Below are 22,910 nucleotides of genomic sequence, written 5' to 3' on the forward strand. Positions count from 1 at the left end.
CCGTGTCAGGCCGGGGTGAGAAGATGGGGTCGTGCCTATCGATCGTCCGACCTCGCCGCAGCCTCGGCGGTCTGAGAGCGTTCCCACCGATTGGCGCACGACGTTCGCCTCCTTCGCCGAGGTGACGCCGCAGGACCACACGCCCGTGGCCCTCGGATTCGAGCTCATCGAGGTCGTGCCCCGCACGTGGTACGAACCGCAGCGCTCGGTGCTCCTGACGCGGAATGCCGTGAGTCCGCGGGCGAACCCGACGCTGGCGATCCGGCCGCTCGTCCTCAGCGAGTCCGGGAACTGGGTGAAGAAGTCGCTGACGTGGCGCACGATCGACCGGATGACCACGCAGTTCGGGGTCGACCCGCGCCATCAGGAGTGGTTCTCCCAGCTCGCGGGCCTGCGCACCCGCGACAAGACCGACTTCACGCCCGACGGTGCGCCGTACCACCTCGGCGATTTCCACACCCCGCTGATCTGGGACATCTTCGCCCACGGGGCCGAACTCGGGATCGCGTTCGTCGGCGTCAACCAGGGCATGGACGTCCGCATCGGGCGGAGTGCCAACGCCCTCATCGACGTCGCCCGGGTGCCCGGTCGCCTCCGCGTCCAACCGCAGGTGACGATCGATGAGCGCGAATTCGCCACGGGGTTGGCCAAGCCGATCTGGACGCACGGATTCTTCGGCGTCGACACCCGCACCGGCTTCACCGTCACCCTCGCGCCGGCGGCGGCGCCGACGACCGCCTCGGCGCTGCCGGTCTTCTCCTCCCCCGGCCCGATCACGATTCCCGCCGCCGAGTCCGAGGAGTTCTTCGCGGAGTACTACCCACTGCTGCGCACCTCCGCGCAGGTCGTGAGCTCCGATGATTCCGTGACGTTTCCGCACTTCAGGGACCCCCGTCTCGTTCTCTTCCTCACCTTCGGGACCGCGGACCGGCTGAGCGTGCGCTGGTACTGGGAGTACTCGGGGCCGCGTCGCAGGCTCCCGGTCCGGCCGGTCGACCGCCTCCGCGACAACCGCCTCGGCGAGGAGCGTCGGGACCACGAGCACGAAGCCGCGGTCCTCGCCGAGGTGAGCACCCACCTCGCCCGGTTCGCGCTGACCGACCCTGGGACCGAGTTCCCCACCACCCCGACCGACGTCGACCTCGACGACGCCGACACCGCGGATTTCGTCGCGAACATCCTCCCCGGCCTCGAGGTGATCGACCACGTCACGGTCATCACCCGCGGCAGGCGGCAGCCGTACCGTGAGCTCGGCGGCGATCCGAGCGTGAATATCACCTCGGTCGAGTCGGAGAAGAACGACTGGTTCGACCTCGGCTTCCAGATCACCGTGGGCGGCAAGCCGATCCCCTTCGCCACGCTCTTCACCGCGCTCGCGAAGGGGGCGAAGAAGATCAAGGTCGTCGACGACACCTTCCTCACCCTCGACCGGCCCGTCTTCGACCGGATCAAGGCCCTCCTCGCCGAGGCGGAGCTCATCCCCGAATGGGAACCGGGCGCCCCGAAGATCAGTCGCCTCCACGTCGGTCTGTGGTCGGAGTTCGAGGACCTCGCCGACGAGGCCGAACCCGCCGTGACCTGGCGGGAGTCCGCGCAGGCACTCACCGAGCTCGACCGGCTTCCCGCCACCCCGGTGCCGCACCTGAACGGGGTCACCCTCCGGCCGTACCAGGTGCAGGGGTTCCGCTGGCTCGCGCTGCTGCACCGGTGCCGCCTCGGCGGGATCCTCGCCGACGACATGGGGCTCGGCAAGACCCTGCAGACGCTCGCGCTCATCGCCCATGCGCGTCGTCAGGCCACCGGCACCGAGCCGCCGTTCCTCGTCGTCGCCCCCACCTCGGTGGTCCCGGTCTGGGCCCAGGAGGCCGGGATGCACACCCCTGACCTCGATGTCCGCGTCGTCCGGGAGTCGACGAAGAAGCGGGGCACGTCCGTCGCCGAGGTGGCCGCCGGTGCCGATGTCATCGTCGTCTCGTACGCGATCCTCCGCCTCGATGAGGACGAGATCGCCGGCCTGGAATGGGCGGGGCTCATCCTCGATGAGGCGCAGTTCGTCAAGAACGCGTCCTCGCAGGTCCACCAGGCGGCGAAGGCGGTGCGGGCGCCGTTCCGCCTCGCGCTCACGGGCACGCCCTTGGAGAATTCGCTGCGCGACGTCTGGTCGCTGCTCGCGATCACCGCACCCGGTCTCTTCCCCTCGCCGCACCGGTTCGAGGAGGAGTACGTGCGGCCGATCGAAGGCGGGGAGAATCCGGGGCGGATGCAGCGTCTGCAGCGACGGATCCGGCCGTTCATGATGCGCCGGACGAAGGACCTCGTCGCCGCCGATCTGCCGGAGAAGCAGGAGCAGGTCATCACCGTCGAGCTCTCGGCCGCGCACCGGAAGCTCTACGATCGGATCCTGCAGAAGGAGCGGAAGAAGATCCTCGGCTTCATCGAATCCGACTACGACCGGCAGCGGTTCATCGTCTTCCGGTCGCTGACCCTGCTGCGGATGCTCGCACTCGATCCGCGCATCGTCGATGCCGAGCACGCCGCGGTGCCCTCGAGCAAGCTCACTGCGCTCCTCGACCACCTCGACGAGGTCGTTGCCGAAGGGCATCGGTCGATCGTGTTCAGTCAGTTCACGTCGTTCCTCGATCATGTCGCCGAGGAGCTCGATCGTCGCGGTGTCCCCTCCGTCGTGCTCGATGGGTCGACCCGCAATCGCGCCGAGGTCGTCGAGTCGTTCCGGGCTGGGGCGGCGCCGGTGTTCCTCATCAGTCTCAAGGCCGGCGGGTTCGGTCTCACCCTCACCGAGGCGGATTACGTCTTCCTCATGGATCCGTGGTGGAATCCGGCGGCGGAGAATCAGGCGATCGACCGTGCGCATCGGATCGGGCAGACGAAGCACGTCATCGTCTACCGCTATGTCACCGAGGGCACGATCGAGGAGAAGGTGCTCGGGCTGCAGCGGCGGAAGGCGGAGCTCTTCGACTCGCTGATGAGTGAGGGCGACGAGGTGGCGCCCGGTTCGGGTTCAGGGTCGGGGGCGTCGGGTGGGCCGGCGGCGGGGGCTTCCGGCGGCGACGGTCAGGCGTTCAGCAGGGAGATCACCGCAGACGACATCCGGGATCTCTTCGACGGGTGAGGGTCAGGCGGGAACATCGTTCGAACTTCAGCGTTTGAGCAGACGGCCGATGATCTCCGGAACACGAACTGTCACAGCGTTCCAGAAGACCTCGTTGTTCACTGCCGTATACCCGGCGTGGGCGGCAATGTTCCGGGTCGCCCTGATCGCGGTGACCTCCATCGGGGTCAATTCGTCAAGCCACGGAGCGAATTCTGCACGTTCAGTCAATGAGGCCAGGCGAATGATCACCATGCTCGCGACATCGTAGGACGGCGCCCCGTCGACGAACTCATGGCGCGGGGTCGAGGCGACGGCCTGTGCGCGTTGGAGAATTCGAGCCAGCTCCTCCCGAATGTTCTCGCGGTCGAAGTTCGGGCTGTTCCGTCGACTGCGGCGCCGCCCGGCCGAGTAATCGTGCCTGGACGAGTCGGGGCCGGTCATACCGGAACCGCCTCACGCAGGACGTCCCAGCCCGGTGGCACGGGCCCGTTGTCGACGACGACGTCAACGGGGAAGCCGGTGATCTGGCGGACCCGCTCACCGAAATACGCCAGATCGAACAGGTCCACCCCATCGTCGGCGGAGACGACGAGGTCGATATCGCTGTCATAGCCGTCTTCGTTGCGTGCCACCGACCCGAACACCCTGACGTTGCGCAGACCGAGTTCCGATGCGATGTCCCGCACCTGACTGACGACTCGTTCGAGGGCGAGCGCCGGTCGATAGTCGGCTGCCTGCAGGATCCGTTCCAGCATCTCCGAAGAGATCTTCCGACTGCCCGATTCGATCTGGGCAATCGTCGGCTGACGCATACCGGCGCGCTCGGCGAGCTCTGTCTGCGTCAACCCAGCATCGAGCCGAGCGGTCCGGACGAGATCGCGTGCATCGTCGGAGTCAAACCGTCCCATGAATCAAATATAGCTACATGCTATAAAGCAGTTCCAGCAGTTCTGGGAGATGTGTTCAGTCAACCGTCAGCGGCACGAGCGGCTTCTCCCCGGGAGCCGACGGGGTGAGGACGACTTCCTGGACCATGGGGTTCTCCTCAAGGTGGCGTTCGACGGTGCGCAGGCGCACCGCGAGCTGGCTCTCCTTCGCATCGCCGACGAGGTCGACGGCGGCGACGACGTAGACCTTGCCCGAGCCGACGAATTCGACATGGAGATAGGTGACTTCGACGATGTCCTTGTCCTCGAGGAGGGCGCGGAGGATCATGTCGCGGATGCGCGGGGTGACGTTCTCGCCGACGAGGTAGCGGCGGTTGCGGTCGATGAGGACGATCGCGACGATCCCGAGGAGGATGCCGACGAGGATCGAACCGATCGCGTCGAAGGCGGCGATGCCGGTGATCTGGTGAAGGAACATGGCGAGGAATGCGATGACGAGTCCGATGAGGGCCGCGGCATCCTCGGCGAAGACCGCCCGCAACGTCGGGTTCGAGCCCTTGAGGACATAGCGGAGGACCGGCTGCCGCAGTTCCGCCGCCCGGCCTCTGGCCTGGCGCACCGACTGCAGGAACGAGAATCCTTCGAGGACGAACGAGATCGCGAGCACGATGTACCCGACGAGGTAGTTGCTGTCATTGGACTCGTGGGAGAACAGCGACTGGACCCCGTGCCAGATCGAGACGGCGGAGCCGACCGTGAAGATGCCGAACGCCGCGAACATCGACCACACGTAGGCCTCGCGCCCGAAGCCGAGGGGATGCTTGGCGTCGGCGGGGCGGGAGGACTTGCGTTCGGCGATGAGGAGGAACACTTCGTTGCCGGCATCGGCCCAGGAGTGGGCCGCCTCGGCGACGAGAGCAGCCGAGCCGGTCATGCCGGCGGCGATCGTCTTCGCGATCGCGACGGCGAGGTTCGCCGCGAAGGCGATGATGACGGTGAGCCAGCTGCCGCCGGCGGCCTTGTGGGCCTCCGTATCGACGCCGCCAGTGCTCGCGGTCATGCCCGAACCTCGAGGAGGGACACAGCCTGGGCGGCAGGGCTCCCTGCGGTCGAACTCGTCATGGCAGCGTCCTCTCGGTGGGCGGTCGAACCGTTGGGGACCAGCTTACGTCCGACCGCCTCGGCGGAGGGGCTGTTTCACGTCAACGACGCTTGCTGGTCTGGTCGGCTCATCCGACTTCACTCGACTACAGTTGGATTACCCCAGCCGAAGAGGACTCCCGCATGACTGCACCCGCCGATTTCGTTCATCCGTTCGCGCAGGTCGCGCTGACGAACATCACGCAGGACTATCCCTACGCGGCGCATCACGTGGCGAACAGCCTTGCCGACATCGTGCCCGCGAGCGAGAAGCACCCGGCGTTCGCGAACTCGTTCGACTGGCACTCGAGCGTTCACATGCACTATCTGCTCGTGAAGCTCCTCGACACCGAGGCGGCGCAGGACGCGCCGTGGCGCGACGAGGCGATCGAGCTGCTGCAGCTGCACCTCAGTGCCGTGAAACTCACTGCGGAGGCCGCGTTCCTGCGCGACCATCCGGGGTGGGAACGGCCGTACGGATGGGCGTGGGCGGTCGAACTCGTCGAGGCGCTGCGGACCAGCTCGGACCCGCAGCTGCGCGAATTAGCCGAGGGCGCGCAAGTTCTCGCGGACACGGTGTTCGATCTCGTGGTCGCGTGGCTGCCGAAGGTTCCCGAGCCTGTTCGGCACGGGGTGCATTCCAACACTGCGTTCGGTCTGCGTCGGATCCTCCTCGGCGCTCGCGCAGAGGGTCGTCGGGACGTCGTCGATGTCATCGCGGGTGCGGCGCGACGCTTCTATGCCCAGGACGAGGCATGGAACTTCCGTCAGGAGCGCAGCGGTCAGGACTTCCTCTCGGCGGGACTGTGCGAGGCCGACCTGATGTCGGAGATCCTCACCGAGGATGAGCTCGCCGTGTGGCTGCCGGCGTTCCTCTCGGAGCTGTCCCCCGAGTCGCCTGCGCTCTCACCGGTCGAGGTGCTCGACCCTACCGACGGTCAGCAGAGTCACCTCTATGGCTTGGGGCTGTCGGTCGCGGCTTCGATCATGAGGCTCGCTCCACAGCTCGAGGCGATTGCCCAACGACACGACAGGCCAGACCTCGACTCCTTGGCCAAAGGTATGCTGACCCGTGTCGATGCGCTCATGGCACCAGGGCTTGGGGCTGCCGTGTCAGATGAGTACATGTCGTCGCACTGGGTGGCGACGTTCGCGTGGGAGGCGCTCGAGCTGCGGGAGCGGTGACAGTGAGTGTTCAGCCGCCGGGCTCCGACTCGGCGCGCAGATCTCTGAACATCTCGTCAATCGACATGGAATACCACTTCCGTCCGGCGCACCAGCTCAATGTCTCCGTGTCGCAGAAGACCTTGGACGCCTGATGAGCGAACCGCTCCGACTCCAGGACCTTGAGTTCGCCCACTGTCGTCCATCGGACATTTTCGACGTACCCGAGCACGACCACGGGCCCCGATACTGTCTGCTCGACAAGACCCCATCGGTTGGTTCCGGGCGTGTGCAAAACCCACTCCGGTTCGAGACGGCCGGGTAACCGTCGACTCAGATCGGGCCAGATGGGTCGATTCTGCTTCGAAGACATGATGGTCGAACTGCTGCGGTCCCAGAACGTCACCTCGTTCTCGCCGATCGCGAGTTTGGCCGGCAGGTATCCCGCACCGTCTCCGAAATCTGTCCTCTCAAATGTGGTGGTGTACATGGCGAGCCCGAGCACTACACCTTGGTCATCTTCGAAGTACCGATCGTAGGCGATGAGGATCGCGCTGTCGCTCAGTATGCCGACATCCGTGACGCCTGGGTTGAGGCGGCCCGACCGGGTTTTGGTGCCGTCAGTTTCGAAGACGAAGACGTTGTCGCGATCGACTGATTCTCGGGTGAACCCGAGAAGTTTTCCTTCTGTCAGAACCCGGTACTCGAGCATTGGCTCGTCGGTCCAGATCGCCCATTGAGCGGCTATCTCTCCTGTAGGAAGGTATTGAGCTACAACCTCCAAGTGAATGCGGGTACGTTCCGACGGTATGACGTGGCCGCTGGTCAGTCGGTCGAGCTCCCGTCGCTCGACAGCATCCACCCACGTTGCAAGCAAGCTTCCCTGCGGTCCGCCCGTCACATCGACAACGTCCAGTGAGAGGCCCGGATAAGGGCGGCTCATCTGTGGAATCCGCAATTGCCGACCAGGTCCGAATTGCGCCTCTACTTGGTCAGCGATCATTGCGCCGGTTCCTCTTCCTCCGGCGCGACATCTGGCAGCCTCGGAGCGACCGATTTGATGCTGTCGTCGAAGAGGTCGCTGAGAGTCAACGAATACCACCGCTGCCCTATCCAGACGTGGACGGATGATGCATCGCATTCGACATGGGTGCTCTCCATCGGCGACGCGAATGGAACTGGAATCGACCCCTTCGAGAAGGGCTTCCATCTGCCGTGGAAGGCCATCCATCCAAGAGTCACATACAACTGTCCGGCAGCTTCAAGTTCGACGAATCCCCATCGTTGAGTTTCGGGGTCGTGGAGAACCCAACCGGAAGCATCGGGCTGATCCGCCAACCAACTCTCATCAGCACTGAGGTATGGTGCGCCGTGCTCGTGGTCGAAGAAGACTACACCGTCGCCGAGAACTGACATGGGCCCCGGGCTGAATCGCAGACCTTCATTGGGCTCCCACTGGAGCTTCAGATCAGCGGAAAAGCGTTCCAGACCAGGGACAGGGATCCAGAAATCTTCGAAGATAATCGCCTTGTTGGCTACCCAGATGGCACCGTCTCCTGTTGTTCGAACGTCATCGGCTTCAACGCGTAACGACCCCATCGTGACAATGGCACTGTTGCGGTCGTAGACAATTGCTCTCCGGCGAAAGCTCTCTTCGATGATCGTCAGATAGTAGGCGCATGCAAAGAGGTGGCCTTCAGGCAGTACACGGTAGGACGCACCTTCCATCGGATTCGGAATGTCCCATACTTGGACAACCCCAGCCTCCTTGTCCTGGAGAGTGACGGTGACTGGACTGGCCGCAGGCCGAAGGTGTCCGGCTGCGACATCCGCAGGAGGCGCATCAAAACCGTCGTCCGTGCCCGCGAGCCACGTGCACAGCGCACGCGAATCGACTCCAAGAGTCACGCCGATCAACTCGGCGCCGGCTATGGGAGGTTCCAACCGAAAATGCCCCAGGAAGTCCGAACCGGGCATGAACCTGTACTCATCCATGACACAATCATGGCCTCCGGCACGGACGCGAACAGAGGAATCCTACAGAACGCTTCTCTTCGCCTTCTCAACAAACGAACCTCCGACCTTGGAAATCGTTGGTTGCCGTGATTGCGAGTCGCAACAGCGATCAGCGGGCCGCGTCAGTGTCCTCGTACTCGGCTGAGCAGTCGCACATGCGACGTCGCAGGTCTCCGGAACCCGCGACGTGGGCCGCGACCGTATTTCAATCGTCCGATTCTGTTCCCGAAGAGTCCCATGTGTCTAGCTTCGCCGTTGTGACCATGCCGCTATGATACGGTCAACTGCCACTGCAGGCTGTTCATGTTCCCAGATTCGAATAACAATCCATCCCTCAGCTTCCAGACGACTGTCGGTTTCTCTGTCACGCATCACATTGTGATCGATCTTGGCTCTCCAATAGTCGACGTTGGTCTTAGGCTCCACGAAGTGGTGCGGGCATCCGTGCCAGAAGCAGCCGTCGATGAAAACAGCAATACGCGCTTTCGGGAAGACAAGATCAGCACGACGACGGAGCCCTTTGATAGGAGCGCGATCAACGAAATACCGCAGTCCCTTATGATGCAGGGCGCGACGAACCCGCATTTCCGGGCCGGTGTCTCGGCGCCTGTTCGCACGCATCGTTCGCCGAGCATGCTCCGATGAGGCCCACGAGTCAACCACCGAGCTCACATCATTTCGAGAGTCTGTTCATGCAGATGATTGAACACTTCCTCGAGATGCTCGGGATCATCGTCACCGATGTGGACGACTCCGGAGAGGGCAATAAGATTTCGCATCAGGATTCGCGTGTACTCTCGCCGCGCACTGCCGGTGAAGGACGAGCTGAGTATCGCCTCCGCTGCAGTCACTGCCACGCGACTCTGCCCCAAGGTCAGGCGCCTTTCCAAAAGCGCGACATAATCATCCTCTGTCAGTTTCTGGCGTTCGACAAGATCCGGACCGAAAACCTTCCATCTGCGCCACAGGCGCTGCAGGACGTGCCGACGGTCTCCGCCGGTCAAGCGACTTGCGGAACTCGTTCGGGCAATCTCCTCGTTCGTCTTTCCTACGAAGATTCGCTTGATTGCGATATCCGGGAGGAGAATCAGAGTGAGAAAGTTCCACACTCGCGGGTGCCCCATGTCGCTGACGGATTCCACTCCGAATTCGTACAGGATCCTTCCGATGCGAATGTCGAAGGACTGGGCGAATCGCGCCCTTTCCAGCGTCTCAGCAGACTCCACGGCGTGCAGACATCGCTCACGAAGCGCGAGAAGATCGGTCGGATCTACCTGACGACCTCCAGTCGGCGGAAATGCATGCGGATCAGCGAGAGCTTCGTGGAAGTCCACCATGCTGAACAGTTCATGGCCCTGCTCGAGCGATTGGACAGAGCTCCGGCGCTGCTCTGCGATCAGCGGATCAAGTCGTGGAAGCAGGATGAATTCCCTCATCACGTCCCCTTCAGCGAACCGACGCCGCCGTAGATCGCGTACTCAAATCCCTCTGGACGCTTCCGATAATCCGAGGCTGCCGCGTCCAAGGATTTCCGAAGGTACCTGTTCGCCGCCACCTGAGCGCCGGCGGCCAAAGAGTCGGGAAACTCCGCGGCTACCGCGTCCAGGCTTCGGTTCTGCGCGTCGTCGGCTGCCAACCGCGCCACTGTTCCGATCAGAACGCGAGCAATAGTCGCAGTCAATTCCTGTTCGACATGCTTCTTAGGGCTTCCGTCGATAAGCCCCCTCACTGCCGCATAGTCCTCGTTGAGGTGCAGACGCACCGAGTGGCTGAATGGGGATTCCAAATCTTCAGCCGAAATCGCGAGACGCCACGGCGCTTCGGGTAGCTTGTGCTTCTCAAACGAGTATGCCGATGTTGGGAATCCTTCCACGGTTGAGTCCAACGCGACACGAGTGGACGGAATCTCGGAAACTATGCGTCGGCTCAATGTCTTCGTGCCAGATGGGCCCGGAACAGCGAGCAGAATGCGAGCGTTGAGTTCGAGGGACTGCGCAATGGCATTTCCGGGTACCACTACCTCAGTGCCCGCAGTCAAGGATTCGCCCGACGTGATGAAGTCTGTCGAAGCGCTGAAGGTCGAGGCACAGTCGTGGCTGGCGGCAGTCAATACGAGCTTGGGCCTTCCGCCTCCTATCGATTCGAGCGAAACCGACCTGATGCTCGCTTCCATAGAGAATCTGAGCTGCGTCTTGGGATCCCAGCTGTCAGCGACTTCCTCGATGCGAACGACTCTCCCATCAAGCGAAGCCACCCAATCATTCCAAGTCACATCAGCCGCTTGGAATCTCCGATACGGGTAGAGAACTACCTTCGCCATCAGGCCTCCTCAGCGTTCAGGTCGACTTCCAACGCCATAGGAACCAGGGTGCGGAGCTCCAATCGAACAGGTCGTCCCGCCTCTAGAGCGCATCTGTTTCCGGACACCGGTGGTCCTCCGTGGGGGAACCAGGAGACCGAAATCTCGCTGTCGTTCAGGAGCATTCGGCCCTCGGAAGTCTTCGCATAGACCATCGCGGTTGCAGAGATCGTCGTTCTCCCAGCTTTGGATTCAGGCATGATCGACATCTGCTGACCATTGCCCTGCTCGAGAGGTTCAGCGCTCATCACGGTCAGGAACGCGCCAGGGTCTGCGCGGCGCTTGCTACTCCGACGTCTGCCACTCGGGCCAGTACCTCCGACCAGCTCCTCGTCAGGGCCTTCGCCTAGAGGCATGAAGGAGCGCAAAGCCAGTGCAACCATTCGAACAGACCGTTCTCCATCCCGTTGCTCAGTACCTGAATCAGAAAGGAACTTCCTGGTCTTGAGACGCACCTGCTGCAGGGCCTTCTCGACCACGTAGGTGGAGACCTCCTTCTCAGCAGCGCGAGGATTCCAACTGTCATGAGTAGAAGGTTCGGTCGCAGAGAAATGTCGATCGCACTGGGGAGTCGGCTTGAACACCCCATGCCACTGAAGACCGTCGTCTTCACTGTCAGCGAACTCTTCGTATCTGACTACCAGTTCTGCTCCGGAACGCATCATGCAGAGCTTGTTCTTCGGAACAGAGTTAACCTGCGGACCTGTCTCACCGATGCTCGAAACGAGGTGGAGATGACCGACCACAGTGTCCGTTCGATCTCCGAAGACCTCTTCACGAGTCGCGTTCAATGACCGTGGACGAAGTGAAATAGGTTCGGTCACTTCTCTTATGACTCCAGCCGGCCGCTCAGGCATCGTCTCTTCGCTCTGCTGCTCTTGATGCCTCCGCACCTGAATGAGCGCGTCGGCCCACCGAGACCAACTGCTTCTGATCTTCGCCGCGACCTCTTGCGACTGGTCATTTCGGAACAGTTCGAAGATCATCGGAGGGTGAACGCCGTCCGCAGAGATCGTCTTCGGCCATGCATTGTAGGCAAGTGCATCCGACACCTGCTGAATCAATTCATCGCCCTGTTCGTCGGTTCGCACTGGCGTACGTTCGTTCAAGGGGCCATCGCTGTCGCCGGTGAATGATATCTCCGGGTCGATGATGAGGATTGAGGTTCCGGTCTCGTCCTCTCCGAACGACTTCTGGAACAGAGCATTGCCGAGTTCCTCAGCTTGATGTCCTCGCAATGGCACCACATCGTCATTCGTCGCAACACCCCACCAGTGGGCTCCGGTGTAGCGCTTGCCGCCTTCCGCATAATCGTCATGCAAGGACGACGCGATAAGCCGATACTCGAGTTCGCCGTCGAGCCCGCGGCACCGCGACCAATACACGACGCTGTGGGCCTTTGAGACTTCGAACGTCGCAGTCTTTCCGAAGCCGAAAGTTCCACCGGAGACTTCGGAATCACTTGTCGTTCCGATGTCGAAGACGAACGAGTTGAAGTTATTCGGCATTCCGTCAACGGCCTCTTCCGAAGCACGGAATGGGCCGTCGAGTCCAGTCGTCCCCCTGTCATAGATCTCGACAACGTGAACATCAGGCGAGCTCAAACTCGCTCGAATCTGCTCCAGAGACTCGGGCAGATCAGTGAACACATGGTCGAGAAGGAGAACACGTTTTGACTTGTCCAATCGATCGAGTCTGACGCCGTAGGCCGGATACCAATCTTCCTCTCGAGCATCCCACGAGTTCTGAAGCGTCTCACGAATCAGCAATTCGATCCTCGTCAGGTCCGCAGTCGCGCGAAGAAGCTTGCCGCGCCCCCCACTTGTCTGGTCCCCCGGACGGCGCGGTTTCGAATATCGCGAAAGCTGCCGAAACCTCATCCGCGGATCTCCTTCAATCGGTGCCAATCGAATTCGCCACTCCAGTCGCCCAAGGCGCTGAGCGACAGCGAATAGGTGACCTCTGAGACGGCGTCTGCAACAACTCCGGAAACTGCGGAACGGCGCAGAACCGGCGATTCGTCGGTGATCTCCCAGAACCTCGTCTCGATCACTTCGAATTTCCAGTCCGCAGCTCCGGGCATTCCTCGGACGAATCCCGAATCGGCAAGTTTCTCGGTCAGGTCGTCGGCATTGACCCCGAGGTCGAGCAACCGATCGACGATCGCGTCGAGAGTTTCTCCGCTGTGCTTCCCGATTTCAGCTACGGCAAGCGTCAACGTGCCGTCCACGGGAGGCTCCATCTGCCGGAGCCCATGAATTCCGACGACAGCTCGCGACTGAAAGGACGATGTTTTGACTTCGACACGCGCCGAATTTCCTACGAAATCATGTACGTCCTGAGGTGTGCGCTGCCAGCACCCCAGCATTTCGGGTCCGACCTGCCGGCACCCATCCTCCAAGAAGACCAGTTCCCCGTATATTCCAGCGGCAGTAGAGACGTCCAGGCCGCCTCGAGCAACCTGTAACAGGCTCCGCCATTCTTCTGCCGAAGATCTGATCACTTGGACAACAGACTGGCAGTTCTCCAGGCGTGAAAGAGTCTCGTCGATGAAGACGTAGAACACTTCCCGGAGTCGATTCTCAAGGCAAGTAAGTTTGACCGTGGACACCGTCTCGCGGGTCTCGGCTTCGTTGACTTCCACCGTTTGGACGCTGATCACCTGACTCACTGAGAAGCTGACTTCCCCAGGGTCATCCACCTCGAAGTAGGCAACTGACAGCGAATCGACGTCGACCCCCAACCAAGCCCGTCTTGGAGCAGAGAGGCCGTTGACAGGCAGAACTTGAGCCTGTTGCCAGCCGAGAGCCCCTCCCTCTTTCAAAGCTCTTTCGAAATACTCCCCGGCGCTCATCTCGGATCGCCTTCGAAGTCCTTCTCCGCATCGACGGTGAGCTCGACTACAGGCTCTTCATGGTCGTTGAAGATCGGCTGAACCGCGATGAAAGTGCCCTTGTCCTTCACCTTTCCAGCGCTGTCGAAAGGAGCGATTACTGCAATCCCCAACATCGGAGGAAGGCCGTCGTCTACCAGCTTCTCGTCGACGGCGCGAAGCGCGTCGTCCATAGGCATTCGCTCCTTACTGTCGGGGTCCGGCTTTGAGAAGCGACTGACTGGGTACACGACCAGCAGGCCACGACCATCTGCGCCGTCGGATGCCTTGCGCAGATCGTACTGCGCCTTATTGCTGAGGCGACTGGACCCACGCTCGTCTTTGAGGGATTTGAGTCTGCCGTCCAACCTGATGTCGGAAACGATGTCCTCACCGCTCATCAACGCGCGAATATTGATGGCCTCGGCATTGACTTCTTCATCCGGTTTCTGGATCGGAGCGCGTTGGATCGAACCGATCTTCACTCCGTTGCCCGTAATGAAGTCGACTCCCTTTCCAGAGGCGATTACGACGTTCCAGGGAGTATCTGGGAGCTTGTCCGCCGCCCATTTGACGGCATCGGCAAAGGGCTCGCGAAAGCGCTCGTGCACCGTAAAGTCGTTGAAGAACTCCGTCAGTTCTTCGAGGGGAACATCTCTGAAAAGTTGGCGCTCAGGACTCAGCTGGTACGGAGAGATCCGATTGATCAGCGATTCAGTCGTGCGAGCGTTCGTTCGAAGGACATCCTCATCGGACACGTCGAAGAGCGTTGTCTGCATCCGCGAGCCTTCGAAATCAACGGCAACCCGGTCAGTATGCTTCATCTTCGACGGATTGGTGATCTGCAAGCGACCAGGATGCTGGCGGACACGCACCCCGATCTCGGCGGGAGTCTGCCCGAGTCTGGTCATAAGCTCCATGTCGTTGCGCAGATCGGATTCGACAGAGGCCAAGAAACGGTAATCAAGGTCCAATCCTGGACTCAGCCAGATTCGCTGCAGGTCTTCGTATCCCTTGCGGTAGCCGAACCAGCGCCCCATTTGCAGCAACGTGTCGTATGTGTTCGATGTTCGACAGAAATATGAGACGAAAAGGCCTTCGAGAGTCAGTCCACGGGAAAGTGTGCCACCACCGATCACAATGACGGTCTGCGGTTGATCGTCCGGATACGAAAGTCGTTCGAAATCCTCAGCCTTGCTGTTATCAACCGCCACTCTCAGGCTGTGAAGCACCGCAGGTATCTCTCGTGAAACATGTTTCCATGTTGACGTAGATGCGTCCCCATGGAAGAGATGTCCAGCGCGGCTCATCTCCTTTGTGAACACTTCCCGGAATGACTCAACGTCGTCGTTCAGAGCGAGTTGACGAATAGGCTCGAGAAACTCTTCAACAGCTTCGCGCATGGCGAAGTGGGGCTCCGTCTTATGCGTGGTGTGGATGAGCATCGTCGAGTGCTTCTCTGTCTGCCCTCTCACCCGTCGAACAGCGGACGCCACGACGAACCACCTGATTGCCTCTCCCAGCGACCGCGTCACGACTTGGGATGAAAGGTCCGCGCCTTTGCCTTTCGGCACCAGGATTTCGACTTCGTCCTGTGGAATCGTTCGTACAACATCAGGCACATCGGTTTTCTCATCGGCGACTTCTCCTAGGCCGAAGATGCGCTCAGCCCCGAAGTATTCTGCCGGCGTAGGCATGACATGCAGGAAGTCCTTAGGGTAAAGCTCCTCCAATTTACTGCCCTGCTGGGAGTTCGGATCCATGAATATATTGGCGAAAGGAGTTGCGGTATATCCGACATAGGTTCCGTTGCGAACCTCCGCCCAGATTTCACGCATCAGCTGATTGATGGCCGTTGGGTCTGAATCCTTGTCCGGTGAAGAGTCCGGAGTCGCCTGATCAGACTCATCATCCACGATGAGAATGGGCAACCGTTTCTTGGTCTCCTCGTCAACTGCGCGAAGGAAATTCAGCAGGTTGCGCAAACGGCTGCCGTTCTTCTTCACCACCGCGAGAATGCGTTTGTTGTTTCTGGCGATCGCAGATGCGTTCGTGATACACGCAGTACCGAAGTCAGCCTCGTCGCTCGTCAACTGGTACCAGTCCCGAGAGTTCTCGATGACACCGAGATCACGATCCAGCCGTTGTTGAGTCTGCTTCCGAAGGTTATTGTGCACTCCCGACAGAACCAGCACCAATTGATACTTGGAGTCCAGTGCTTTTGCTATGACAGCTGAATAGTTCGCCGTCTTTCCTGACTGAACGTTGCCGACTACCAAGCCGAGCCTCTTGTCCCCGTCGACCTTGGGCTCCGCCAAAGTTGCGACAATTTCGTCCGACGAGGCATCGATGGACGTGAGGGCCTTGCCAAGTCCCCCATTCTCCATCAGCTCCTTCAATGCGCTCCAGACGCCGTCGCCTTCTACTCCGGTATACCAGCCGACCTCTCGCAGATCCTGACGGCGCGATATCCCCACTTCAGTGAGCTTCGTGAATGCTGTAACCTGCTCCTCGCGCTCCCGAACAATCGCCTGAAGAATCTCGTCCATGTCATCTATCAGGTCACCGAGTTTTTCGTTTACTTGCTTGACCGCGTCATTGAAGTTCATGTGATGAAGGCGGCCTTCGAGATATTCTTCGACGATAGACCGGTTCTTGTTATCCACGGCGGCGGATTCCCTTCTTCTTTTCAGCTCGTGTTCAGGACATTCGAGTGGGACGCGTCATGAGTTCTTGGCCTCGAATGGCTGTCGAGTCTCTACGGACAGTGGTGCTTGCGATATTCGGTTCAATGCTGTCGTACGGGATATGATTCAAGCTCTTGAACAAGGCGGCGAAGATCGCTTGAGCTCCGCGCACTGGGACTGCCATACCGATCTGTTTGCGCACGGAATCTCGCCGCCCGTGGAACTGGAAGTCGTCGGGAAATGTCTGCAGGCGCGCACGCTCTCGATTCGTAAGCGCCCGGTTCTGCGCCCAGTGATACATGTGGGTTCCGCCTCCTCCCGATCCGGTGACTGTGTAGGAAGGTTCCTCTTCGCGCAGCTTCTTGTAGATCTGGCTGATGGTCGCGCCGCGAACGTTGAGACGCAGGTCCGCTGGCATCCTTTCCGCAGCGGTGAAGGCATTTTCGCCAGGTTTGATATAGCTGAGACGTTCCACAACCCGTGGCGATTGCCGTGTCTGATCCATGTGGGTGGTGCCGGGCGGAAATTCCCTTCCCAACTCGTGTCCTGCTGTGACGAACTTCGAACCGCGCCCCGGGCCGTGGGTCGGAGCTGGAACTCTGAACTCTATGCCCATTGCGGCCAGGGACTTGTGAATTCCGACGACGATCACGCGGTGACGCTTCTGCGGGACACCGTATTCCTCGAACTTGTACAGATGAGTGGTCAGCATGTACTCCGGTTCACCGTCATCCGAGTACATCGACAGATCGTGAAGGATCTGCTTGAAGGCTGTTCCTGAATTAGCCGACCGTATTCCGCTGACATTCTCCGCTACGAACCACTTGGGTCGCTTTGCCACGAGGACTTCCAGTCCAGTTCGGTACAGACCCCCGTAATCACCCGCCAGCCCTTTGTGCTCTCCGACGAGGCTGAAGTCGTTGCATGGAAATCCGAATGCGAATCCGTCGATATCGCCGAGCTGGTCAAGCCGTTCAGACGACGCCATCACGCGCGCGTCTTCGGCATGCATGCTCGCGCTTGATGCGCCCGGAATATTGGCGATGTAAGTGAAAACCGAGTCCCGATCATAGTCAACACCCCACGCATGTTCGACCTTCACCCGACCGACCAGGTCGGGATCACCGCCATGCTCTGGGTCCACTGCATGGTGGGCACCAAGCGCCATCCCCCCGGGACCCGAGAAGAACTCACCCAGCTTGTACCTGATCACATTCCACCAACCTTCCTCACCAGCACACTACAGCCAACGTCGACCGCCGAGACGTTCGCCCCACGCATCTGCTCTGCAGCATATCGAACTTCACCCAGCTACGCAGCTTTCACCGAGCGTTCGCAGCTCATCAGACCAAAGGTTTCGGACGTCTGGTCAAGAGCATGGCACCTGACACTGACACAGCCGGAAAGCTCTGCTACTGGCGTCAATCGGTGCAGAACTTCTGTTCCGAATTGGAACAGGTATCCGCGCCGTCCTGCCCTCGAATGCCGCTTCCCTGCCGAAACCGACCTCTTGAGGACAGTTCCTGCATGGAATGATCTGCGCCGGCGCCGACACCGCAAACGCGTGCTTTTCCACTTGGACGCCGACCCCTCGCCGCCCTACCCCACGAACCCCGATACGGACTCGATGACCTGGAGGACGGCGAGGAACCCGAAGAGGCCGAGGCACACGGCCAGCAGCACGTTCGACCACCAGCTGTTGCGCAGGGAGACCGGCACTGAGGAGCGGTTGAGGATGACGAGGAGGGCGAGCGCGAGTACGGGGAGGATGAACGCGCTGATCGCGGCGTAGACGAGGACGAGGGTAACGGGCCTGCCGAGGCCCATGATGATGAGCGTCGCGACGCTGAGGTAGACGAGGACGACGCGGAACTCGATCGACGTCGCCGACATCTCGTACCGCGCCTCGTCCTGGTGCGGGTAGCGGCGGAGCACGCGGATGCAGTCGGCGGTGACGTAGGCGATGCCGGAGAACCCGCCGAGCACGCTCGTGTAGACGACGGCGAGGAAGCTGAGCAGGAAGATCAGCCGCCCGACGTCGCCGATCGAGGCGATGAGACTGTCGGCGATCGCGAAGAGGGCGTCGTTGTCGGCGATCGTGAAGCCCTGACCGTACAGGATGAACGCGCCCACCGCGCTCATCGCGACGGCGAAGACGAACACGAGACCGTAGCTGATGAGCAGGTCGAGGCGGACGACGGGCTTCCAGTCGGCACTGCGCCACGACTTCTCCCGGATCCAGAACGAGTACGCGAGGATCCCCGTCGCCCCGCCGACCCCGCCGATGAGCGACATCACCGTGATGATCGACGTCTGCGGGAAGACCGGCACGATCGTCTCCGCAGCGATCTCCTGGGCACCCTGACCTTGGAAGACGGAGAACGCGAGGGCGATGATCCCGAAGAACATGATGATGCCGAAGCCCATCATCGCCTTCTCGACGATGCCGTAGCGGCCGATCCCGACGAGGATCGCCGCGGAGAGGAGGACGACGATCGCCGTCGGCCAGAACGGCAGGACGGGGAAGATCGCCTGGAGGATGTTCGCGCTCACGGCGACGACGCCGGCGCCGAAGAACAGTCCGACGAGGAGTTCGGCGATGAGGAAGAGCGCGGGGAACAGTCGTCCCCCGAACCGGGTGAGGTGGGAGAGCAGCGACCGGTCACCGCTCATCTGCAGCCGCGACACCGCTTCGGAGAGGACGAACTTCAGGGCGATCCCGACCGTGAAGACCCAGATGAGAGCCAGACCGTACTCGGCCCCGGAGTTCATCGTCGTGATCATGTCCGAGGCCCCGACGCTCGCGAGCGCGAGCACGATCCCCGGTCCGATGAGCCGCAGGCGTGCGGTGAGGTTCACCGGCGCCGAGGCGGTCGCGGGCTCGGTGGTCGACGGCGGTGTCGGTTCGGCTGGCATTCTCTCGTGACTTTCCTCAGGTCGGCGCAGAACGGTCGCCCCTCGGCCGGAAATGCGCCGAGGTGCGACCATCAGTGTGCCCGGAGCCGACCGCCGGTGCCCCGACGGTCTCAAAGGCTGGGCGCGTCAGGCGTGCTCAGGTCAGTCTTGCGCAGGTCAGTCGTCCGCGGCTTTCGTTCCGCCGGAGCTCGGCGGCGCTCCGCCCCCGGCGGCGAGCATCGCCGCGAGCTGCTTACCCCCGACAGTGGGATGGTTGCTCGCGATCGAGATGCGGTTGAACGCGTTGATGAGCGTGACGACCCATTCGATCGCTGAGATCTGCTCCGTGCTCAGATGCTGTCCCACCTCGGCGGCGACCGCTTCATGGTCGACCGGAACGCTGAGGTCCGTCAGCGACTCCGCGAGGAGCAGGGCAGAGCGTTCGACATCACTGAAGATCTCCGCATGCCGCCACGCGGAGAGGATGTCGAGTTTGAGCTGGTCGACCCCGGCCTTCCGCGCGGCGGGCACGTGGATGCTCAGGCACGTGTGGCACCTGTTCATCTGCGACACACGGGAGTTGACGAGCTCGATGAGCGCGACGTCGAGGCCTGCGGCCACCGCCGCCTTCCGGGTCGCCTGCGCGGCGGCGACGGCGGCCTTGTAGATCTCGGGATTGGCCTTGTCGATGAAGGGTCTGTTCGCGTGCATTCCGCTGCGCTCAGGCCTCTTGCTTGACCTGATCGAAGTCCGCGCCCGTGGGGTTGCGGATCTTGCCGCCCTCGGCGATGTACTCATCGCCGGACTCCTGCAGCTTCTTGACGAAGAGCGGGCAGATCGCGACGACGGTCTCGCCCTTCTCCCGCGCGTCCTTGAGCGCCTCGTTGACGAGGATCTTCGAGAGTCCGCGGCCGCCGAACTTCGAATCGACGGTCGTGTGATAGAAGATCCGCTCGTTGGGGTCCTTCGCTCCCACGAGGTAGTGCGCCCGACCGGCGACCTCCCCGTCAGCGACCTTGATGTCGTAGGCGAGACCCGCCTCGTCGAGTTCGACGGTGACGTCCTCTCCGGTGGAGTCCTTGAGTGCATCGTTCATCGTTCTTCTCCTTGTGTCGGTGGTGCGGGGTGAGTGGTCGGCTGGTTAGGTGTCCGGGGATCGGGATGGGGTGGGCGCTCAGCCGCTCAGAACTGCGTCTCCTCAAACGTCTCGTCCTCCCCGCCCTGAACCTGCGGCGGCGGGTTCTTCCGCGCCGGGATCGGGGTCTCGGGCAGGTCGGGAGCAGGCAGCCGGCCCAATCCTTCGGCGTTGCGACCGGGCCCGCCGCGACCGACGTAGCCCTCGACGACGCCGAAGCGGTCCGAATGGTCCTGCCATTCCTGCCGGTACTCGACGATCTCCTCGTGGCTGCGGCCCACGAAGTTCCACCACATGACGATCTCCTCGGTGAACGGCTCTCCGCCGAGGAGGACGAGGCGGGCCGGTGTCTCGCCGCGGTTGGCGATGCGCAGCTCATTCAGCCCGACCCCCGTGTAGCCGATCGCGGCGACCGGAAGGGCGACGTTCTCGAGCGCGACGTCGCCGGCGTCGACGAGGAGGCCGTGCTCGAACTCAGGATTGACCGGCAGATCGATGCTCGCCCCGGGGTTCAGCCGGATCTCCGCGCCGAGGAGGGGCGAATGCGTCGTCACCGGAGACGACTCGCCCCACAGCTCACCGAGGAAGACGAGGAGCTCTCCGCCGTCGACGGCTCTGACCTGCGGAGCGTAGTGCTCGAATGCCCGTTCCTTCTGGTGCCGTGAGGAGTCGGGCAGTGCCAGCCACAGCTGGACGCCGTGGAGGGTCGTCGTCTCCTCCGTCGAGACCTCGGAGTGGCAGATGCCGCGACCGGCGGTCATGAGGTTGACTTCGCCGGGCAGCACGAGCCCGGCATTGCCGCCGGAGTCGATGTGCTGGATCGCGCCCTCGAAGAGCCAGCTCACGGTCTGCAGACCGGTGTGCGGGTGCGGGGCGACGTCCATCCCGCCCGAGCGGGAGACGTCCTCGGGACCGTAATGGTCGACGAAGCACCACGGGCCGATGAGGGAGCGCTGCCGCTGCGGCAGCGTGCGGCGGACGGTCATCGCCCGCGGTCCGCCGAGCGGAACGTCACGGGCGGTGATGATCTCGACAGGAGCCCGGCCCTGCTGATCGCACTGCGGACCCGGCAAGCCGCCTGACCGGCAGACCACCTGGTCCGGGCGGGTCTCGACGTTGCTCATGGACACCTCCACTCCTGCCTGCTCCGACAGATCCTCCCCCGCCGAGGCGGTCGACCCGACCGAGGTTGCCTCTATGGTGCCACCAGGGGTCACATCGGTCCCACCTCGGCGCGGGAAGGGCGTCGAAGTCGTTGCGATCTCAACAATCCCACACATGTAAGGTTGCGTACAGAGGCGGCCCGCCGGGCCGAAATCGCAGAGAGGCAGACCCATGCGCACTCCCATTCCCGACTACCTCAACGAGATCCTCGACGACCTGCGCGACGACGACCGCGGCGCCGTCGCGGACTACATCCCCGGACTCGCCTCCGCCGATCCCGACCGCCTGGCCGTCGCCCTGACGACGGTCGAGGGACGCACCTACGCCGCCGGCGACAGCGACGTCGAGTTCACCATCCAGTCGATGTCGAAGCCCTTCGCCTACGCGGCAGCGCTGACCGACCGGGGCACGACCTTCGTCGACGGCCGCATCGACATCGAACCCTCGGGTGAGGCGTTCAACGAGCTCTCCCTGGAGACGGGCACCTACCGGCCGAAGAACGCGATGATCAACGCCGGCGCGATCACCGCCCACAGCCTCCTCGTCGGCGAGGGAGCGAGCCGGGACCAGCGGGTCGAGCGGGCCCTCGCGTTCTTCTCGACGCTGGCCGGCCGACAGCTGCGCATCGACGAGACGATCTACGAATCGGAGCTCGAGACCGCCGACCGGAACCTCTCGATCGCGCACATGCTCCACAACTACGGGATCATCGAGGACGACGCCCACGAGGCGGTCGAGGGCTACACGGCGCAGTGCTCGATCCTCGTCACGGTCTCCGACATCGCGACGATGGCCGCGACCCTGGCCACCGGTGGCGTCCAACCGGTCACCGGGGAACGGGTGATCGCGAAGCCCGTGGCCCGGCAGACGCTGTCGGCGATGGCGGCGGCCGGCATGTACGACGCGGCGGGCTCGTGGTTCAGCGATGTCGGGATCCCCGCGAAGAGCGGGGTCGCCGGGGGCCTCCTCGGCGCACTGCCCGGCCAGATCGGGCTCGGGGCGTTCTCCCCGCGACTCGACGAGCACGGCAACAGTGTGCGCGGCGTCGAACTCTTCAGCCGGATGTCCAAGGACATGGGCTTCCATCTCATGGAGGTCGAGACGACGGGATCGCGGGCGCTGCGCGACATCCGCACGGACGGGGACACGACGACCGTCGACCTCCAGGGCACCGTGAACTTCAGCGGCGCCGAGGCGATCCTCCACGAACTCGACGGCACCGCCCCGCCGTCGGGCACCGTGGTCGTCGACGTCAGCCGGGTCGACGCATTCACCGACGTAGGTCGCCGCATGGTGCTCGAGGCGATGCGCCGGCTCACCCTCGACGGACTCGAGGTCGGGCTCTTCGACCCCGAGTCGAAGCTGCCCGACCCGGACATGGGCGACGGCAACCGTCCCTTCGACGCCGCCTGAACAGCTGGGACCGCCGCCTGAGGCGCCGGTTTCTCGCGGTGCCTCAGCGCGGCGCGGGGGCGGCAC

19 protein-coding genes are annotated in these 22,910 nt (G+C 62.4%); 3 read left to right on the forward strand and 16 right to left on the reverse strand.

The features are described from left to right. The first annotated feature begins 31 nt into the window (after nt 1-31). Nucleotides 32-3,130: a DEAD/DEAH box helicase gene (locus tag J9315_RS16210; RefSeq protein WP_211978353.1), complete on the forward strand. Its 3,099-nt coding sequence runs from the start codon at nt 32-34 to the stop codon at nt 3,128-3,130. 27 nt (nt 3,131-3,157) lie between these two features. On the opposite strand, the gene J9315_RS16215 is transcribed toward J9315_RS16210, so the two are convergent. The 3 genes from J9315_RS16215 to J9315_RS16225 are packed head-to-tail and all read right to left on the reverse strand — an operon-like array spanning nt 3,158 to nt 5,059. Continuing rightward, a complete protein-coding gene (locus J9315_RS16215) occupies nt 3,158-3,553 on the reverse strand; it encodes a hypothetical protein (RefSeq protein WP_211978354.1) in 396 nt (131 codons plus the stop codon). Beyond that, entirely contained in the window at nt 3,550-4,020 is a 471-nt protein-coding gene (locus J9315_RS16220) for an XRE family transcriptional regulator (RefSeq protein WP_211978355.1), read from the reverse strand. The genes J9315_RS16215 and J9315_RS16220 overlap by 4 nt, the downstream gene beginning before the upstream one ends. Before the next feature lie 55 nt (nt 4,021-4,075). Next, entirely contained in the window at nt 4,076-5,059 is a 984-nt protein-coding gene (locus J9315_RS16225) for a cation diffusion facilitator family transporter (protein ID WP_211978356.1), read from the reverse strand. A 77-nt stretch (nt 5,060-5,136) separates the two neighbouring features. Here J9315_RS16225 and J9315_RS16230 point away from each other — a divergent pair, with 77 nt between their 5' ends. Then, nucleotides 5,137-6,324, forward strand: coding sequence for a DUF2891 family protein (locus tag J9315_RS16230; RefSeq protein WP_249120945.1), 1,188 nt, complete (start codon nt 5,137-5,139; stop codon nt 6,322-6,324). A gap of 10 nt (nt 6,325-6,334) precedes the next feature. On the opposite strand, the gene J9315_RS16235 is transcribed toward J9315_RS16230, so the two are convergent. From J9315_RS16235 to J9315_RS16295, 13 genes are all read right to left on the reverse strand, one after another. Further along, the gene (locus J9315_RS16235) at nt 6,335-7,306 is read right to left on the reverse strand and encodes a hypothetical protein (protein WP_211978357.1); all 972 of its coding nucleotides are present in this window, start codon (nt 7,304-7,306) and stop codon (nt 6,335-6,337) included. Beyond that, nucleotides 7,303-8,298 (reverse strand): hypothetical protein, encoded by a 996-nt coding sequence (locus J9315_RS16240; protein ID WP_211978358.1) that lies wholly within the window; start codon nt 8,296-8,298, stop codon nt 7,303-7,305. The genes J9315_RS16235 and J9315_RS16240 overlap by 4 nt, the downstream gene beginning before the upstream one ends. 264 nt (nt 8,299-8,562) lie before the next feature. After that, nucleotides 8,563-8,991, reverse strand: a complete 429-nt coding sequence (locus tag J9315_RS16245) for a very short patch repair endonuclease (RefSeq protein ID WP_349251969.1) — start codon at nt 8,989-8,991, stop codon at nt 8,563-8,565. Then, nucleotides 8,988-9,755, reverse strand: a complete 768-nt coding sequence (locus J9315_RS16250) for a hypothetical protein (protein ID WP_211978360.1) — start codon at nt 9,753-9,755, stop codon at nt 8,988-8,990. The genes J9315_RS16245 and J9315_RS16250 overlap by 4 nt, the downstream gene beginning before the upstream one ends. Further along, on the reverse strand, nt 9,755-10,639 hold the full coding sequence (locus tag J9315_RS16255; protein WP_211978361.1) for a hypothetical protein: 885 nt from the start codon (nt 10,637-10,639) through the stop codon (nt 9,755-9,757). The genes J9315_RS16250 and J9315_RS16255 overlap by 1 nt, the downstream gene beginning before the upstream one ends. Then, complete coding sequence (locus tag J9315_RS16260) at nt 10,639-12,558, reverse strand: hypothetical protein (RefSeq protein WP_211978362.1); 1,920 nt, start codon at nt 12,556-12,558, stop codon at nt 10,639-10,641. Before J9315_RS16260 ends, J9315_RS16255 begins: the two co-directional genes overlap by 1 nt. Then, nucleotides 12,555-13,532 (reverse strand): PD-(D/E)XK motif protein, encoded by a 978-nt coding sequence (locus J9315_RS16265; RefSeq protein WP_211978363.1) that lies wholly within the window; start codon nt 13,530-13,532, stop codon nt 12,555-12,557. The genes J9315_RS16260 and J9315_RS16265 overlap by 4 nt, the downstream gene beginning before the upstream one ends. Beyond that, nucleotides 13,529-16,216 (reverse strand): Z1 domain-containing protein, encoded by a 2,688-nt coding sequence (locus tag J9315_RS16270; protein ID WP_211978364.1) that lies wholly within the window; start codon nt 16,214-16,216, stop codon nt 13,529-13,531. Before J9315_RS16270 ends, J9315_RS16265 begins: the two co-directional genes overlap by 4 nt. A 34-nt stretch (nt 16,217-16,250) precedes the next feature. Next, on the reverse strand, nt 16,251-17,450 hold the full coding sequence (gene dcm / locus J9315_RS16275) for a DNA (cytosine-5-)-methyltransferase (RefSeq protein WP_249120947.1): 1,200 nt from the start codon (nt 17,448-17,450) through the stop codon (nt 16,251-16,253). Nucleotides 17,451-17,836: 386 nt separating this feature from the next. Then, nucleotides 17,837-19,153, reverse strand: coding sequence for an Nramp family divalent metal transporter (locus J9315_RS16280; RefSeq protein ID WP_211978365.1), 1,317 nt, complete (start codon nt 19,151-19,153; stop codon nt 17,837-17,839). Between the two features lie 156 nt (nt 19,154-19,309). Beyond that, on the reverse strand, nt 19,310-19,843 hold the full coding sequence (locus J9315_RS16285; RefSeq protein WP_198500276.1) for a carboxymuconolactone decarboxylase family protein: 534 nt from the start codon (nt 19,841-19,843) through the stop codon (nt 19,310-19,312). A 10-nt stretch (nt 19,844-19,853) separates the two neighbouring features. Beyond that, a complete protein-coding gene (locus J9315_RS16290) occupies nt 19,854-20,228 on the reverse strand; it encodes a GNAT family N-acetyltransferase (RefSeq protein ID WP_211978366.1) in 375 nt (124 codons plus the stop codon). Between the two features lie 86 nt (nt 20,229-20,314). Beyond that, nucleotides 20,315-21,391: a pirin family protein gene (locus tag J9315_RS16295; RefSeq protein WP_211978367.1), complete on the reverse strand. Its 1,077-nt coding sequence runs from the start codon at nt 21,389-21,391 to the stop codon at nt 20,315-20,317. Nucleotides 21,392-21,602: 211 nt separating this feature from the next. Here J9315_RS16295 and J9315_RS16300 point away from each other — a divergent pair, with 211 nt between their 5' ends. Beyond that, complete coding sequence (locus tag J9315_RS16300) at nt 21,603-22,844, forward strand: glutaminase (RefSeq protein WP_211978368.1); 1,242 nt, start codon at nt 21,603-21,605, stop codon at nt 22,842-22,844. The last annotated feature ends 66 nt before the right edge of the window (nt 22,845-22,910 follow it).

This window comes from Brevibacterium sp. W7.2, from assembly GCF_018137945.1.
In the GTDB taxonomy this organism is placed as follows: domain Bacteria; phylum Actinomycetota; class Actinomycetes; order Actinomycetales; family Brevibacteriaceae; genus Brevibacterium; species Brevibacterium sanguinis.